Origin of the sequence: Chryseobacterium sp. B21-037 (assembly GCF_028570785.1) — a bacterium.
Classification (GTDB): domain Bacteria; phylum Bacteroidota; class Bacteroidia; order Flavobacteriales; family Weeksellaceae; genus Chryseobacterium; species Chryseobacterium proteolyticum.
This window is the reverse complement of the sequence record NZ_JALGCB010000001.1, coordinates 1,880,631-1,899,119: the sequence shown is the minus strand read 5'-3', so window position 1 is coordinate 1,899,119 and position 18,489 is coordinate 1,880,631. Positions and strand designations below refer to the sequence as shown.

Annotated in this window: 11 protein-coding genes; 6 read left to right on the top strand and 5 right to left on the bottom strand. The window is 36.4% G+C overall.

The features are described 5' to 3' along the window. Positions 1-33 precede the first annotated feature (33 nt). The 6 genes from MTQ00_RS08415 (at position 34) to MTQ00_RS08390 (ending at position 11,063) form a co-directional block, all read left to right on the top strand. Entirely contained in the window at positions 34-1,278 is a 1,245-nt protein-coding gene (locus MTQ00_RS08415; protein ID WP_273648439.1) for a DUF6625 family protein, read from the top strand. A 10-nt stretch (positions 1,279-1,288) separates the two neighbouring features. Next, positions 1,289-1,654: a cysteine peptidase family C39 domain-containing protein gene (locus tag MTQ00_RS08410; protein WP_273648438.1), complete on the top strand. Its 366-nt coding sequence runs from the start codon at positions 1,289-1,291 to the stop codon at positions 1,652-1,654. 637 nt (positions 1,655-2,291) lie between these two features. Continuing rightward, complete coding sequence (locus MTQ00_RS08405; RefSeq protein WP_273648437.1) at positions 2,292-6,194, top strand: PAS domain S-box protein; 3,903 nt, start codon at positions 2,292-2,294, stop codon at positions 6,192-6,194. 12 nt (positions 6,195-6,206) lie between these two features. After that, positions 6,207-6,563 carry a response regulator transcription factor gene (locus MTQ00_RS08400; protein ID WP_172279099.1) on the top strand — a complete coding sequence of 119 codons (357 nt, stop codon included), beginning with the start codon at positions 6,207-6,209 and terminating at the stop codon, positions 6,561-6,563. A 7-nt stretch (positions 6,564-6,570) separates the two neighbouring features. Continuing rightward, positions 6,571-7,638, top strand: a complete 1,068-nt coding sequence (locus MTQ00_RS08395; protein WP_273648436.1) for a HEAT repeat domain-containing protein — start codon at positions 6,571-6,573, stop codon at positions 7,636-7,638. After that, positions 7,632-11,063, top strand: coding sequence for a sulfatase-like hydrolase/transferase (locus MTQ00_RS08390; protein ID WP_273648435.1), 3,432 nt, complete (start codon positions 7,632-7,634; stop codon positions 11,061-11,063). Before MTQ00_RS08395 ends, MTQ00_RS08390 begins: the two co-directional genes overlap by 7 nt. Here the strand turns inward: MTQ00_RS08390 and MTQ00_RS08385 are convergent. The 5 genes from MTQ00_RS08385 to MTQ00_RS08365 form a co-directional block, all read right to left on the bottom strand. Further along, a complete protein-coding gene (locus MTQ00_RS08385) occupies positions 11,000-12,304 on the bottom strand; it encodes a YaiO family outer membrane beta-barrel protein (RefSeq protein WP_273648434.1) in 1,305 nt (434 codons plus the stop codon). The genes MTQ00_RS08390 and MTQ00_RS08385 overlap by 64 nt on opposite strands. 243 nt (positions 12,305-12,547) lie before the next feature. Beyond that, positions 12,548-13,243: an ABC transporter ATP-binding protein gene (locus tag MTQ00_RS08380; protein ID WP_172279092.1), complete on the bottom strand. Its 696-nt coding sequence runs from the start codon at positions 13,241-13,243 to the stop codon at positions 12,548-12,550. Further along, positions 13,237-14,583, bottom strand: a complete 1,347-nt coding sequence (locus MTQ00_RS08375; protein ID WP_273648433.1) for a DUF3526 domain-containing protein — start codon at positions 14,581-14,583, stop codon at positions 13,237-13,239. Before MTQ00_RS08375 ends, MTQ00_RS08380 begins: the two co-directional genes overlap by 7 nt. Further along, positions 14,583-16,028 carry an ABC transporter permease gene (locus MTQ00_RS08370; RefSeq protein WP_273648432.1) on the bottom strand — a complete coding sequence of 482 codons (1,446 nt, stop codon included), beginning with the start codon at positions 16,026-16,028 and terminating at the stop codon, positions 14,583-14,585. Before MTQ00_RS08370 ends, MTQ00_RS08375 begins: the two co-directional genes overlap by 1 nt. 3 nt (positions 16,029-16,031) lie before the next feature. After that, a complete protein-coding gene (locus tag MTQ00_RS08365) occupies positions 16,032-18,347 on the bottom strand; it encodes a TonB-dependent siderophore receptor (protein WP_273648431.1) in 2,316 nt (771 codons plus the stop codon). Positions 18,348-18,489 lie beyond the last annotated feature (142 nt).

Below are 18,489 nucleotides of genomic sequence, written 5' to 3'. Positions count from 1 at the left end.
CATTTCTAGCCTCTAATTATTATCCTAATTATTATGAAAAAAATAGCATTTATAAATTGTTTTTTCGGGAAAGCATGGCCGGACTATTTTGATTATTTCCTGAAAGGCTGTGAGTATAATCCAACTATTGATTTTTACATTTTCACCAATATCGCTCCTCAATATAAAATAAAGAATGTCCATTTCATTAAGTTTGATTTACAAAAGTTTAATGAAATGGCAACGGAAAAATTAAAAATTCCAGTTAATATAAAAGATGCCTATAAATTATGTGATTTCAAGTCTTTGTATGGGGTGATACTGCAAGAATATATTTCAAAGTATGACTTTTGGGGATATTGTGATGTCGATTTAATGTTTGGGAACATTCGTGCTTTTATTACTAATGAAATGTTAAATCAATATGATGTCATTTCTCCTGTTGATAAATATCCTGCCGGATTCTTTACCTTATATAGAAATACTCCTTTTATAAATAAAATATTCAGGTTAAGTAAAGATTTTAAGAAAATAGTACAAAGTGACCGTCACTTCTGTTTCGATGAATGTAATTTTGAATTTAATACCGTTCAGACTCAAGACATACAGTATATTGATTCTGAAATAGAAAGTATGGCCTTTTTATTAAGGAAGTTGGAATTAAGTAATAAAATCAAATATTTTCATGTAGACATGGCTCAGGAATTTTTATACAGCAGAAATACTCATATATGGAGAGATGGAAACATATACGATTTTATTACAGAAAAGCCTTATTTATTAATTCATTTTATTAATATTAAAGGTTTGCCCACCTTCCATATAGAAAAATACACTAAGAAAGAGGTAAACAAAACAGAGGTATTTTATATATCGCCTCAATTTCTTGGCCGGGATTTAAAACGAAAATTTAATTTTCAATTATTTATTAATCCTTATCAACGAAGAATTAAAAATATAATAACAAAGGCCAAAGCCATTACATTCGGAAAATCATTTTCTTTTCCTTTTGTAGAAGACTCTCCCTATAAGTCAGCTAATCGGGAAGTGTTCTTCTATAAAAAATCAGATAGAAGTGTTATCATGCTTACTTCAACTGGTAGTATAGATAATTATATATACAATGAAATTTTTCTTTATCAAATAAAAGGAAATCATTACTTCTGTTGGAATAAGATTGATAATATTCAATATTTCGCTAAGTTTTATTACTTAAAAGGTGATGAAAAAGCTTATAAAATTGAGATAGAAGATCTCAAATTCACAGAAAAAGGAACAATGTATTTACTCAATAAATAAAACTAATAGAATGATACCTGCAGATTACAATAAAACAAAAACACAAGAAATTTTTAAGACCTTTTTTCAATATTATAAACCGCAAAAAAATATTCAGAATGTCGATTGTGAAAATTTGGATTTTATAACCTTACATTCTATTTTGTCATCGACTTTTAAAATAGAAAATGAAGTAGGAAAAATAAATCTTGATGATTTAATCAATAGCTCCCTGCCTGCAATTACATTTTTACATATAAATGGAGGTTGTTTTGCTGTAATAAAAGAAATAACAGATCAATATGTAACATGGAAGTCTCCACAATATGGGGAACAAAAAAACAGTATGAACTTATTTAAGAAAATCTATAGTGGTTTAGCATTACGTATTGTCTGATAAGAGAAAAAATAAATTCAAAAATTTGATGCTGATATTGAGAAAAAGATAAACTTTCATTAATTGATATCAATGAAAATGTAAACCTTACAATTATGGACTTATAAAAAATTATCTAAAGTATTTAATCCATATCTTGGATATGAAAAGACCGTACATGATCTTAAAAAATTATTTTAAATATCAAGCTGCTTGAAACGTACTTAATTAATCTAAAACTTATGTGCGAGTCTACAATTTAAATAAATCAGAGTAAATTTTTTTACTCTGATTTTTGCTTTTTTATAGATTTAATATTGTCTTAACGTTTAACAGTAAAAAGGCTTTTCAATTTTAAAAAAGAAAATTATCAAGTAGCTCTATCTTAAAAGAAAACATAGACGGGATTGTTATCAAATAATTTTAACGACAATTGACTCCGATTGAATGAGTTAAACCGGAATGGAAATGTAATAATCGTTTTATCAGATATTTTTATTGAAGATTAAATTTTCCGTAACTGTAATTTTGAATATTTGTAATCGTAATGTACTATTAAATAATATTAATTGAATATATTGACGATGTTGTAAAAAAATAGTTTCCCATAATGATTTTATAACTATATTTAACATAAAACAAAATATTAGTTAATGTTATGGGGAATTATCCAGTGCCTAATAATGAACAGGGGAGAGTAAAAAAACTGGAACTATTTGATCTTCTGAATCTGCCAAAGGATCCTCAATTAGATATTTTTGCAGAAACTGCTTGTCTGGTTACCGACTGTCCCAGCTCTCTTATTGCTATTATGGAAAGTGATGTCCAGATGATACAGAGCTGTATTGGGATTTCTTTGGATAGTGTGGAGCGTGAAAATACACTTTGCCAGTATTCTATTGCAAACGGAGATGTGTTGGTGATCCCTGATACACTTGCTGACGACAGATCATCCGGGAATTCTATAATTCTGGAAAGTGGTATCCGTTTCTATGCAGGGGTACCGCTGATAGATGATGAAGGATTTGCATTAGGTACACTGTGCGTTATTGATTTTAAGCCTAAAAACCTCTCCGACAACCAAATAGATACTCTGAAAAAAATTGGAGAAGCTATCACCAATTTATATATCGGCAAAAAAAAGAATAAACAGGCTGAATATTTCCAACAGACCTTTGATATTTCCAATAACCTGATTTGCGTTCTTGATAACAAATTTATTCTTAAAGAAGCAAATCCCACCTTTGAAAAAATATTCGGAATAGCTCCAAAAAAAGCAGTTAATCAGAGTTTTTTAACGATTATAAAAAAGCAGGATGACGATTGGCAACTCAAACTCGAAAATTTTCTTAAGACAGATGAGGAACTGGTTTTTACTACCTCTACAAAAACTGATGACGCTGGTGCTATAATTATAGAATGGTACCTGAAGCAAAACCATGACCATTCAGAGATTTTTTGTTTCGGCATTAATATTACCCAGCATATCGAAGAAAAGCGCCAACTTGAAAGTTCCGAACGCCGTTTTAGAAGCTTCTTCGAAAATGCCATCGGGTTGATGAGCATGCACGATATGGAAGGAAATATTCTTGAGGTGAATCAAAAAGGTAGAGAAACCCTGCATTATTCTGCGGAGGAAGTAAACGGATTAAATCTGAAAGATCTCGTTCCTGAACAAAATAGTTCTTTGCTGGAAAAATATTTAGAACGCATCAATCAGAATAAGGAAGATTTCGGAACAATGATCCTCAAGTCAAAAGAAGGTGAAGAACTGATCTGGATGTACCATAATCTTGTGGAAATTGATAAAGACGGAAAACCTTATGTGGTAAGTACAGCATTGAACGTAACGGAAAGAATGAGTCTGGAAAGGGATCTTCTTTATGCCAAGAAAATGCTTGAGCAAACGAGCTCGGTCGCTCAGGTGGGTGGCTGGGAAGTCAACCTTAAAAATAAATCTGTAATCTGGTCCAAAACAACAAAAGAAATCCATAAAATAGATCAGGAATTCCAGCCTGACTTTGAAAATGCAATCGGCTTTTATAAAGAAGAAGATAAACAAAAAGTTGAGTTCTTATTTAACCGGGCTGTTTCAGAAGGTATTCCTTATGATGCGGAATTTCAGCTTGTCCGCAATGATGGAGTTACGATCTGGGTAAGAGTAAAAGGAATTCCGGAGTTTGAAAACGGAGTATGTACCAGAGTGTACGGAATCATTCAGGATATTGATGCTTTTAAAAATATCTATCTGGAACTGGAGAAGAAAGAAGCAATGATGCAGTCTTTTGCTACTTATGTTCCCGTTGCAGTAGCGATGTTTGATAAAGAACTTAATTATGTTTCGGTAAGTACAAGCTGGAAGGAAGAATTCAATATGAATAATATGGAGCTGATGGGAGAGAATATTTATACCATTTCTCCTAACGTTCCTGAAGAAAGAAAGGCCATCTACAAAAATGCTTTAGAAGGCAAGGTCTATAAAAATGATGATTTTGCCATTGAAGTTCCACATAAAGAAGGCATCCAACATTATAACCTGGAAGTAGGACCATGGTATCTTTCTGATGGCGTAATAGGTGGAATAATTGTCTCTGTACAGAATATTACCGATATTGTAAAAACCAACGAAGAACTCAAAAATGCAAAGAAAATGGCGGATATTGCAAGCAAAGCAAAATCAGAATTTCTTGCCAATATGAGTCATGAGATCCGTACACCTCTGAATGGAGTGATCGGATTTTCAGATCTTCTTTTGAAAACTCCTCTCAATGAAATACAAACTCAATATCTTAACTATATCAATGAATCGGGGGAAAATCTACTCAATATAATTAATGATATCCTGGATTTTTCGAAAATAGAATCTGGAAAAATGGAACTCCTTATCGAAAGATCGAATGTTTATGATTTAGTTAGCCAGGTCATCAATGTGATCCTTTATCAATCACAGAAAAAAAACATTGAGTTGCTACTCAATATTGAACAGGGATTGCCGAAAGTACTTTGGCTTGACGAATCCAGAATGAAACAGATTCTCATTAATCTGTTGGGTAATGCCGTTAAATTTACACATCGTGGCGAAATTGAGCTTAAAGTAGAAAAGCTGAATATCACAGGACAAAATATATCATTAAGATTTTCCGTACGAGATACCGGGATAGGTATTCCGCTTGAAAAGCAGCAGCATATTTTTGATGCCTTTACCCAGGAAAACAGTTCCATCAGCAAGCATTACGGGGGAACAGGACTGGGACTAACGATATCCAATAATATTCTGGGCTATATGGGAAGCCATCTTTCCCTGAACAGTATACCGGAAAAAGGATCCGTATTTTTCTTTGACATTGAAGTTCCCTATGAGGAATCTGAAGGTATTGAAGAAGAAGAACTAAAAATAGAAAAAGTTCTTATTGTTGATGATAATGAGGCGAACAGGATCATTCTCCAGCACATGCTGGCCTATAAAAATATTGGGTCAAAATTAGCAGCCAACGGGATGGAAGCTTTGCAGATTTTATTGGATGGAGAACATTTTGATGTTATTTTGATGGATTATCATATGCCCATTATTTCAGGGTTGGAAACTATTGAGAAAATTAAGGAATTATTTGCTCAAAAAAATGAAACTTCACCCCTGGTTATCCTTCATACTTCTTCGGAAGAGCATGATGTGCTCAACTCTTTCCGGCAAGAAGAAAATTCTTACTTCCTGCTAAAACCTATAAAATCAGAAGAACTCTACCGAACTTTAAAACGTGTAGTACATGATAATGTAAAAGAAATACCCACAGTTGGAGAGCAGGAAGCAGAAAATTTTTTATTTCCACCGCATCTTAAGGTTTTACTTGTTGATGATAACCCTGTAAATATGGTTCTTAACAACAAAATGATGAAATCTTTGATTCCCGATGCTGAGCTTACAGAATCGGTAAATGGACTGGAAGCAGTGGAACAATGTAAAAACAAACATTTTTCGGTGATACTGATGGATGTCCAAATGCCCGTAATGGATGGTATTGAAGCTACTAAACAAATTCGTCTTCTTCCAGGATATCAGGATGTTCCGATCATTGGTGTAACAGCAGGAACCATCATCGGGGAAAAGGAAAAATGCATCATGTCCGGAATGAATGATTTTCTTCCGAAACCCCTGAGACAGTCGGATCTTTTGGAAATGCTAGAAAAATACATCTCCGTTCAAACGATAGAAACCGGAAATACTGTAAAAACTGAGAAATATCTTGATCTGAATCTTCTCAATGATCAAACGGGGGACGATGATGATTTTAGAGCGATTTTCCTGGATCTGGTAATCCAACAGCTCTCTGAGGCGGAAAATAATATAAGAACTGCATCGGCTGAAGAAAACAGAGATGAGTTGAAGAAAGTCCTTCACAAACTAAAAGGTACAGCCGGAACTGCCGGATTGATAAAGCTGGCAGAAACTGCTTTATACTGGGAAAAGAAAGCGGATGAAACTATGGATTTCACCTCTTTACAGCAGGAAATTATCAATGAAATAACAATCGGATTAAATTTAATAAAAGGTTTAATAAAATAAAAACAAAAGACTATGTTGATTCTGATCGCTGAAGACGATGAACTGATTCTAAAAACGATAGAACACAAATTATTAAAAGAAGGGCATGAAGTAATCCTTACCCGTAATGGTAAAGAAGCCATCGAAACCTTAAAAGAGAAAGATGTAGACCTTGCCATCACCGATATCATGATGCCTTTTGCTTCAGGAATAGAAATACTTTCTGCCATACAAACCATGGGAAAGGAGATTCCTGTCATTATGCTATCCAGTATGGGGCAGGAAGAGGTGGTACTAAACGCTTTTGATCTGGGAGCTTCTGATTTTATTGTAAAGCCGTTCAGTCCCAATGAATTGATGTTGAGGATAAAAAGATTTACCCCTAAATAATAGAACGATGCTGCTAACCACTTCTGTACATTTTCTGTTTCTTATCTTCCTTGGGATGTTGTCTCTCGTATTGTTATTGATTACAGGGATTCTTGTTTACAGTTTTTTTCGGTACAAAGAATCTGTAAGAATCTCGGGGTGGATGAAGGTTATTAATCAAAAAATATCGGAAGTTATTGTTTATGAAGATGAAGAAGTTGCTCTTGATCAGAATTTTGCACTTCTTTCCAGGAGTCCTTCATTTAGAAATCTATTCCTGCAAAAACTGGTAGATTCCGAAAAGAAATTTTCAGGGGCTGCAAAAATTAAAATTAAAAACCTGTTTAAAGAATACAATCTCCGGCAGGAAGCCGCTAAAAAGCTTGATCAGAAAAAAACATATCTTATTGCCGGGGGGATACAGGAACTTACGGTCATGAACGCAATGGAGGACCTTCCCAAAATTTCCTCTTTTTTATCCCATCCTTCCGCACAGGTCTACCAGGAAGCGCAATATGCCATGGTAAGCTTTAAAGGTTTTGAAGGATTGGATTTTTTGAGTACCGCTTCGGGGATAATTTCAGAATGGCAACAGCTCCGGCTACTTCTCTCCATTACCAGCATACCTGAAAACTCAGGAGAAGCTATTGAAGGCTGGCTTAGAAGTTCAAATAGCTCTGTTATCATTTTTACTTTAAAATTGGTAAGGAAATTTCAATTGCTTTCTTTTTATCCGATGGTGGCCGATCTTCTGGAGCATTCATCAGTTGAGGTCAGAATACAGGCCGTGCATACCCTTTTGTCATTGGAAGATCCTTCAACCATTCAGTTCCTTACAAAAGTGTATCCTGACCAGCCATATGAAGTTCAGCTTGAAATTCTTCGTGTGATGAAAGTTTCTAAGGATCAGTCCTGTATAGGCTTACTCAAAAAAGAATTATCGGAAAATATCAATACAGGGATTAAGTTGTATGCAGCGGAAGCTCTTGCTGCATTGGGATATAAGGAATACTTATCAAAACTTTCGGAAGATGAAACGTCGTCCGAAGAATTAATTCAAATTATAAAACACGCAGTCCAGGAAAAAGTATGTTAGAATTCTCACACATTATCTATGAAGTTGTTATATGGTTATTCCTGCTGTATGGGACGGCAGTAGTCATTATTTACGGCTGGGTCGGAATATATGCGTTAGGAGCTGTAATACGTTATAAAAAAGAAAATACATTTACCGATTACAGCATTATTGCCGCTAATCCCAATTCGCCTACCTTCAGCCTTCTCGCTCCCGCTTATAATGAGGGAATGACCATTGTAGAAAATGTAAGGTCCCTGTTATCTCTCTATTATCACAACCTGGAAATTATCATCATTAACGATGGAAGTAAAGATGATTCCATGCAGAAACTGATCGAAGCTTATGAGCTTGAAAGAGTGTCTTTTTTTGTACAAGGTACAATTGAAACCAATAAAATAAAAGGCATCTATAAGAGTAAAAACCAGGCTTTTAAAAAGCTTATTGTCGTAGATAAAGAAAACGGGGGTAAAGCTGATGCCCTAAATGTAGGAATTAATGTTTCTTCAGGAAATTATCTGGTGTGTATTGATGTGGATTGTATCCTGGAACAGGATGCCATTTTAAAACTGGCAAAACCGTTTCTGGAACAAACCGATAAAAAAATTATCGCCTGCGGAGGTGTGATCCGTCTCGCTAACAATTGCGTTATTGAAGATGGAAAAGTAGTAAGCGTAAATATGCCAAAAACGCTCCTCGGTAAAACCCAGGCGTTGGAATATATCCGTGCTTTCGTTCTTGGAAGAATGGCATGGGCGCGGGCATCGGGATTAATCCTGATATCCGGGGCCTTTGGAGTTTTCGACAGAAAAATAGTTTTGGAATGCGGTGGATATGATAAAACTACGGTAGGAGAGGATATGGAGCTGGTAGTCCGTATGAGAAAGTATATGGAAGAAAAGAATGAGCCTTATGAAGTTCTTACAATTCCTGATCCGCTTTGCTGGACGGAAGTTCCTGAAAGCAAAGATATCCTGAAAAAACAACGTAACCGGTGGATGCGGGGAACCATCGAAACTTTGTGGAAACATCGGAAAATGATGTTTAACCCAAAATACGGAAAGCTGGGCATGGTAAGTCTTCCTTATTGGTTTTTCTTTGAATTTCTGGGGCCTTTGGTTGAATTTTCTGGATATATACTCTTTATTATTTTCCTTTTATTAGGAATTATCAATTGGCCGTTTTTCGTGATTTTGTTTGCCCTGGTCGTATCGATGGGATTTCTTTACTCTATTTATGGGATTTTGGTGGATCTTGTTAGCTATCAGGTTTATACCAAAAGGAAAGATTTTCTAACCTTGATCGGTACTGCGTTTTCAGAACCGTTTTATTTTCATCCCATCGTGGTGAAAGCCGGGGTGAAGGGGTTTATAGATTATTTTAAAAAATCCCACGGTTGGGGTGAGATGACAAGACAGGGGTTTAATCAGAATACCAAAAATTTACCTTTAAAAGAAAGAATATCCGCGATTCTTAATAATGGGTTGAAAAAATTCGGAATGGTATCAGCCGTTTTTTTGCTTTTATTTTTGGTAGGGATCACAGCAGAGTGGCTTTGGTATAAATATTCTTTCCCAATGCTGAATCCTTCTTCAATTGCAGGAAATCTTTTTTTTGAAAATATTTTGTTTGCGTTTAAACTGATATTTGGCTTTGGAATTATTTATTTAATTATCAATTCCGTAAAAGAGAATTGGGCCAACTTATCAGCACTTGTCCTATTCGGATTGGTGACCGTAGCACAGTATATTCTGTTCCTATATTTCTCTGAGACTCAAAATATGCTTGGGGCAGATCTTTTTTATTACAACAAATATGAGATCAAACAGATTTTAAGAGCAAGCGGAATGCTTAATTTAAAAAATATTGCGCTATTGATCGTTTTGATTGCGATATGTATCATTCCATTATGGATGGCCGTAAAATCCGCTTTGAAGTCGAAATATATCGGAATCGCTTTTTTAAGCCTTGGCCTGATTGCTTTTTTTGTTCCCAATAATATGTTTCAGTCAAAGGAATTAAACCAGACAAATAATACCTTCGGCCAGACAGCTTCAAAGAGTAAATGGAACTATTTCTTTACCTCCAATGAAGAGAATTTTATCAGCGAACACCCGGAAATCGGAGAAATAATTAATGGGGAAGAAAGCTTTACAGCCAATGCTGAAATGCTCGACAAGTCATTTCCTTTCTGGAGAAAAGAGAATACTCCCGATTTTTTGGGATCTTATTTCAACAGATCCGATGAGGTTCCGAATCTTGTATTTATCGTGATGGAAGGTTTTGGACACGCATACACCTCTCCTAAAGGTTATGTCGGAAACTTTACGCCGTTTCTGGATTCTTTGTCTAATAAAAGTTTGTATTGGGAGAATTGCCTTAGCTCTGCGGGAAGGACATTCGGAGCCTTACCTTCGCTTACAGGATCACTTCCTTTCGGAAAAAACGGATTCCTGGAAATTGAAAAAACACCGGAAAATTTTAACCTTTTTAATATACTGAAAGCCAACGGATTTGAAACAGGATTTCACTACGGTGGAAATTTGTTGTTTGACGGATACCGAAACTTCCTCGAGTACAGTAAAGTAGATCATATTGTAGACATTGGATCGTATGGAGGGGCTTACAAAAGACTGCCGGCAAACAATGGAGACAGTTGGGGATATGAAGACCAGGCCGTTTTCAGAAAGATGCTGGAAACCCAGAAATTACAGCAAAGGCCTTATTTTAAAATGCTTCTTACCCTTTCCACCCATAATCCGTTTCTGATTAATAACAAAGAATATTATGAAAAACTTTATAACGAAAGGTTGCAATCCAATCTTTTAAATCCGGAGCAGAAAAAATGGGCGGCGGACTTTAAAAACCAATTGGTTGCTGTGCTTAATGCAGATGATGCTTTGAAAAACTTCTTTGAAAACTACAGTAAACGCCCGGATTTTCAACGGACGATTTTTGTTATTACAGGAGATCATAGTATGCCGGAGATCACACTGGAGTCTAAGATTGACAGGTTTCATGTGCCGTTACTGATTTATTCACCATTACTGAAGGAAACAAAACGTTTTCACAAAACGGCAAGTCACTTTGATGTTGCTCCTTCTATTGTAGCCTATTACAGAAATAATTATAAACTCCGTACGCCATCTACTGTTACATGGGTAGGGCGGGGCTTTTCTCCGGATCTTCAACCAGGCAAAGCAGGAATCCCTATGATGCAGAGTAAAAATATGATGGCTGATTTTGTTTCAGATCAATATTATCTTCACGACGGGGAGTTGTTTACCCTTGAAAACTCAGAGGAAGAACCTTCTAATGATGCTTCTGCCCTGAATATGATCAATGGGCGTTTTAACCAGTTTAAAAGGATGAATTCAAGTTTTTATACCACGAAGAAACTAATGCCTGATTCTGTAGTTATTAATTTTATGAAAAAAAATAAATAAAACAGTCTAAAATTTCTTGTGTAGCCTAAAGTAATATCAAACTGGTTTCCTTTTGTATTCGGAAGGTATTCCTGGTTGTAATACATGGTTCCCACAGAGAATATATTGGATTGTACTGTAAAATTATATTCAGCACCTATTTTAAAAGTTTTAAGCTTAAAAGTTTCATTTTCAAGAAGGTTATTTCGGTTTTCTTCAGGGCTTATTCCCGTGCCGATCTGAAAGCCAATATAATCCTGAGCACTTTTCGTATAATAGCGTACTGTTCCGGTATAGGAATGCGAGATATTTTTGTTATCCGGCGTAATGTAGGTTCTTATATTAAACCAGAAATTCTTGTAATATTTTCCGATAGATGCTGTGTACATCCAGATGCTGTTGCTGAAATAAAGCTGTCTGTATCCGATTTCTCCTTCGAAACTCTTAGGAAGATTAGCATAAAGGGATACCCCTGTACGGTATTTCGGGAAAAGCCCGACATCATTGGAATAGGCACCTCCCACATACAAGTAAAATGTTTTTGATAACCGTGGATAAGCTTCCAGCTCAATCTGGGTACCGTCTTGAGCAAATTTGTTGGCATAATTCCCTCTGATAATCACGGCTCCAATAGGGGTAGCCCTTTTATAGCTGATCCCTACAACATGCCAGTCGTCATCAAACTGCTTATCAAAATGGGAATAGTTATAAAGAATGCTTATAGCGTTTTTAGAAGTAAACTCTTTCACTTTTACGGCAAGGCTGTTGGCTTCCGTGTTTTTCGGATCGATGGCTAAAATGGATTTAATGGCTTTTTCGGATTCAATATAATCTTTGTCCGCATAATTTACGTTCGCTTTTAAAAGTAAAAGCGCTTCAGATTGCGGATGAAAAGACAACCCTTTGTCGAGGATTTCTTTGGCTTTACTATACTGGTCATTCCAATATTCTAAGGATGCGTAGGCAATAAAATAATCTTCATCCTGTATATTTTTTTTTCCAAGTGCTTCAAAAACTGTTCTTGCAGACTCCGGATCCTTATTCCACGTATAAACTCTTCCTAAAAAAATTGAAATATCGGTATAATCGGGGGCTTTTTCCAGGGCTTGTTTAGCCAATACAATAGAGTTGGTATAATCCTTATTTTCAAATGCAGCAGTTCTTGCTTTTGCAAATAATTCGTCGGCTGACAGATTTTGCTGCGCATGTATTTGTAACGGAAATAATATCAGAAGAACTAAATAGCCAAAATATATTCTCATTGAGGTGAAATTCTTAATCAATATAAAGACGAATTGTATCTTTAACAAATATATTAAACTTTTTTAAGTAATTCATTGTAATTATTTCCATTAAATAAGGGCCGTAAAGTTGATAGGAGCTCCTGTCTCTCCATCTTATTACTACTATGAGATCAAGTATTCATAAGATTCTTGTAAAGAAAGATAATACAGAGAAGTTACAATACATATTCAATAATGTATTTCAATTAAAATTCAAAATAATTAGATTGTTTTCAAATACAGTTCCTTCAGTTCTTCAGCTGAAAACGCTTTGGATGGAATATTTTGCACCAGTTCTCCCTGTTTCATAATTCCGATATTCGTAGCAACACTTACCGCGTTGAAAATATCATGGGTGGCCATTAAAACAGTTCGTCCTTCTAGGCCTAGCATTCTTACAATTTCTGTAAATTCAGCGGTGGCAATCGGGTCGAGTCCGCTGGTCGGCTCATCAAGGAGCAGAACTTTGGCATCTTTAGCGAGAGCGATAGCAATTCCGACTTTCTGCCGCATTCCTTTTGAATAACCTCCCAAAGGTTTATTATGAGCAGTTTCCTGTAAACCGGTTTGTTGTAAAAGACCAGAAAGTTCTTCTTTATTATAATTAAATCCCGCAATTTTTGAAAAGAAATCAAGATTTTCAATTCCGGTAAGATTCGGATAAAGTAATACAGTTTCAGGAATGTATGCCAGGTGTTTTTTAATTTTTTCGGGATGATCTTTTACTGAAATATTGTTAATGAAGGCATCACCGGAAGTAGCTTTAATCAGGCCTAAAAGAATATTGATAGTTGTACTTTTACCGGCTCCGTTCTGTCCGAGAAGGGCAAAGATTTCCCCTTCCTGAATTTCAAGATCAAGAGATTTTAAAGCGGTAAAATCGTTGTATTTTTTGTGAAGTTTGATGGTTTTTAACATAGCTTTCTGAATTTGTTTTGTGAAAGGATTAGCAATAAAAAAATTAAAATGAAATAGGGAAGAAGTAAGCTGAAAAGATTAATTTTCTCAGAATCCGTAAAGATTTTTACAGTCTGTTTTTTCCAGTCGATCATTTTTCCGTTTATATTTTCAAAAATATAAGGATAGAAATACAGCCTTTGTTTCTCGTGGAAATTTTTCAGACTTTCTGCATAATTTAGCTGATTTTCCATTCCTGTTCCGGCAACATTGCTTTGAATCCATTGTGTTTGAATATTCGGTAAAATATACCCTAAGTAAACGGCTGCATTGTTTCTGCTCTGCATTTTTTCATGATATTTCTTTGAAGAAGCTTCTGATTCCACATCCGCCATGTGCTGCATTGCGTAATACCAGGCGTAAGAAAAGTCGCTGTTTTCCGCAATCTCGTATTGGCTGAACTGAGGATAGATTTTATAGAATTTTTGCATTGTAGGAATTTTCGGTTCATCCCACTTATTGTGATAACCTTCCCGTTGTTCTATTTGTGCCTGCAATCCTTCTTTTACAGGAATCAATTTCTGTATCATCATATTTGCAGTCATCGGAATTACAAAATTCATGCTCAGCCAGAAAATCACCAGGGTTAAAGCATTCCACGAAGAGGACTTCTGATAACCAATAATCCATCTACATAAGGCAAACCAGAAAGCCAAATATAGAAAACCGGACAAAGCAAAAATAGCGAAGGCCAGGTCTACCGGAATTTTAATGTAAAAAAGGGCAGCAATTAACAATAAAACATAAACCGAGCTTACGGCCAGGAAACGGAACAGCAACTTAGCATCAATCAGCTTTCTTACATTTTGACTTTGCACTGAGAGTAATTTCCAGGTTCCTTTTTCCTGATCTTCGGAAATGATATTGTAGCACAAGGCAATAATCACGAGTGGAAAAAGAAATATCATCACAAAAGAGAAATCGAAATTTCCAACCGCTGCATTCGCAGGGTTGAAAAAATCGGAATTGTTTCTCTGTTCTTCCAGGTTTCGTATCGTAACGCCCTGAATGGAAGGATTCAAATCTCTCATACCGATATTTAAAGCAGCCAGTCTGGGTATTTCATTCACGAGATTAAATTTCACATAATAGAGTAAAAGACCGATATTATCGCTGTGTAATTCCACATTTTTAGCGATGCTGCTTTTTTGATAGGTTGCACTTTTAGCCATAATTTCTTCATTCCTGTCCAGAAATTTTTTACCGGTGTACAAAGAGCATAAACCGGCAAAAAGAAGAATCAACAAAGAAATAATGTAGGCTTTGTTGCGGTAAAACTGTTTAAATAAATAATGATTCATTAGATTAATTTTAAATTTTTTGCACTTAATTCAATCATCAGAACACAGGCAAGGAGCCAGAAAAGAATAGCAACCAGAGGAAGAATCTGGTTACCCAGGCTTTCTTTAACTGACGTAAACTCATACTGAAAATCAGGAAATTCCTGCCAGTTTTTTTTGCTTACCATTGCCTGTTTTTCACCTTTTTTGGGTGGGGTGTTGCGAATGTGTTCAATCTGTAAATCATTCATTCGCTGGGCGAGTGTGTAGCGGTATTCCTCTGCCTGATTCTGAAATTGCCGGTACGCAAAATAATCTGTTCCCGAAGCGTTCATTGAAAGATTTTTAATCGCCATCACAGGATTGATGAAACCGAAAATTTCATTCAGTTTTTGTTGTTGATCGTATTGATCCTGAAGTCTTTTCAAATGATCAACATAGAGTTTTGCACTGATTCTCTCTCCTTCTTTCATTACAATTCCACCGTAATTAACCGGAAGTTCATCCGTTGTTTTCACATTGTATTTCGCCAGAAGCGAATCTTTAATGTGTTTAAAATGCGGATCGTTGGGATTGTGGCTGTCGCCTACTTTCATAACATCTTCTTCTACCTGGGTTTCAAAGGCAATTCTTGATGGAGTAGGATAGAGGTTCTGCGCTGCAAACTGAATTCCTTTTGGTAAAAAAATCGACAGGATTATCCACGAGCCAATTAAACTGATTAAGGCGGATGACGAAGCTTTGCTTTTTGCAGAAATTAAAACCGTCAATGTACTGAAGAAAAAATAATAGATCATATACGCCGGAAAAAGGATCAGTATTCTTGATAAAATATCAGTAAAATGGCTTGATTCAACCATAAGTCCGGCCACTAAAACGATGGCAATCACAGGAATCAGAAACAACAAAGAAAACTGCCAGAGACCAAGGATTTTTCCCCATACAATAGCTCGCGATGAGGCTCCCTGAACGGTAAGGATTTTCAGTGTGGCGTCTTCTCTTTCACGGACAATCAGGCTGAAACCGAGAAATAAAATAATCAAAGGAACTATTGCCTGCAGAATGAATGCTGCACTGAACGCTCCGAAACGTACGAGAATCCCTGAACTTCCGGCTTCCGAAAGGTTAGCGGTATTTTGTTTATGGGCTTCAAGGAAAATAACATTTCCAAGGTAATCGTCCAATCCGTTATCAAAAATACTTAACGGATGCCCGATTCTGAAAACGAGATAACCATAGTGGGCCATCCTGTGCGGATGCTTATCAGGCCTGTGTTCCCAGTTTTCACGGGTTTCTTTACGGTATTCCCTTATTTTTGAATAGGTTTCACCGTATTTTGTAAACCCTATTCCAATGCTTATAAAGCAGAACAGGAGAACAGTAATGGCAATGAGCAGGTTTTGTTTACTTTTAAATAAATCCTGCCGGGTTTTTCTTACAATGAGTTTCAGGTTTGAAAAAGCCATGGTTTAAAATTTATAAGTTGCTGTAAATAGATAATTTCTTGGGGCACCGGGGAACAGTCTCAGGTAATTCTGAGCTCCTACCCAGTACGTTGTATTGGTCATATTGTTTACATTCAAAGCCAGCTGAAGCTTAGTTTGCGGTACCGAATAATAAATTGCTGCATCCACGGTAGCATAAGCGGGAAGCTCGAAACTTCTGGTAAACCAGGGAATTTTTTTACTTTGATAGAGCATTCCCGCACCCATTCCGAAGTCTTTTAAAAGCTGAATGTTGGTGAAATTATACCTCGTCCAGATATTGACGGAATTTTTTGATGTATTTTCTTTAGCTAAACCAATTAAAGCAGGATTAGAATCATCCAGAACCCTTGCGTCGATATAGCTGTAACCAGCGTAAATGTGCCATTGCGGAAGAATATGCCCCGTAAACTCAGCCTCAAAACCACGGCTTCTGTCTGCGCCACGCTGGATCAGTTGATCGGGCTCCGCAGGATTATTGGCGTTCATCAGGATATTTTTCTGATTGATTTCATAGATGGAAAATGTGGCATTAATTTTTCCAAAAAGCTTGGTTTTGACCCCGAATTCTTTCAGATCGGAAAGCAGGGGTTTGTACAATGAGGCGGAAATTGCACCTGTAAAATTTACTGTTTGCGGCATCAGGGTGACCGTATTGGATTGTGGCTGATACCCTGTAAGATATGTTGCGTATATGTTTGTATTTTCTGTGATGCTGTACGTCAGGCCGACCCGGTAAAGCATCTTCTGATTTCTGAAAGAACTTTCTTCCGCTTGCTTATATTGGGTAATGTCCTGAAACCATTCCTGTCTGAGTCCCGCCAGAAGTTTAAACTTTTTCCACGTCAGTAAATGTTGTACATATGCTGCATGAGTAGTTGTTAAAGCCGTTGGTAACGGGTTGATGATATTCAAAACAGTATAGTTATTCCCCTGATGGTTTGCCGCTCCGGGCGTCAGGTCGAATGGGCTCACATTGGGGGTGGGAAATATAATGCCATTATAAACCGATGTCTGATATAAAGCAGCATTAGCCGGATTATAAGATGAGCTTACTGTTCCATCCTTCATCATGAAACCTCTTGCAGCATCTTGTTTTCCGCCGCTTTTTTTCTCCCAGATATGACTGTCATATCCTACTAACGTCTGATGTTCAAGGGATCCTGTTCTGTAAGTAAAATTAAAATAGGCATTAATATTATCCACCGACCAATGCTGAATTCTTTCCATATACTGCATCATCACCAGGCTGGAAATCTGTTTATTGCTGATATCCGGCACAAAAGAATTTGTAGTCCTCGTTTCATGGATGTCTTCGTTCCAGAACTGTTTCATATAAGAAGCATTAAAACTGATGTTTTTATTGAAATGATGGGCTAGGCTTCCCATCAGAGTAAGATCTTTTGTTTTAAAATAGTCACCTGGAGCCCCGAGATTTAAACTGACAGGAGTGCTGTTGAGATCGGTTTTTCCGGCAACTGCTCCAAAGATAGGCTGTCCTCTGTCGAGGTTTCCGTTCATTTCGTTGTAAATCATTTCTACATTCACCGAAGTTCTATCATTAGGGATAAAGGAGATCGAGGGAGCAATTAAAATTCCGTTATTTTTTACATGATCACGAAACGATTGGGCATGCTGATGGGCACCGTTGAAACGGTATAAAAGCGTTTTACTGGTATTCAAAGGTCCGGTTACATCTGCGGAAAGGCGATAGGTATCAAAGCTTCCTCCCGATAAACTTACTTCGTAACGGGAATTTGCCAAAGGTTTTTTAGTTACCATGTTGATGGTTCCTCCTGGGTCTACGCTGGACATGGTAATACTTGCCGGACCTTTAAAAACCTCTACACGCTCGATATGTGGGGTCATCGGCTGAAGAAAATAATATTGCCTGGTGCGCATTCCATTAATGATCTGGCCTTCTTCATTCTGGCTGATTCCCCGGATGCTGTACTGATTATAAAAACTTACATTGGAAACGCCTGCAACATTTTTCAGTACATCTCCCAGCCTGAACGCCTGCCTGTCGTTGATGAGTTCTTTGGTAACCGTATTCAGCGTGAGCGGAAGATCTTTGTTTTTCATCGCAATCTTAGTGGCCGCAAATGAATAATCGGAAATATAATCTTTGGATTTTCGCCCTGTAATTTCTACCGTCTGAATAGTGACGGGAATTGAATCTTTTTTAATTTTCTGAGCATGGATCACACCTGAGAATATGATACAACCTAAGCCTGCTAAATGAAAAGTTTTAGTGGGAATAAAATGTATGATTCCAGGATTATAAGCATTAAATGACATAAATAGAGAGTAAAATAGGTATAATTAAATACCTGGTGAGTAAAGAATATCTTATTCTGCTTTTAAAATAAAATATCCCAAAAAGACAGTTACTGCACATAACAAATCTGTAGCTAAAAGAGTTTAGTTTGAAAAACTAGAA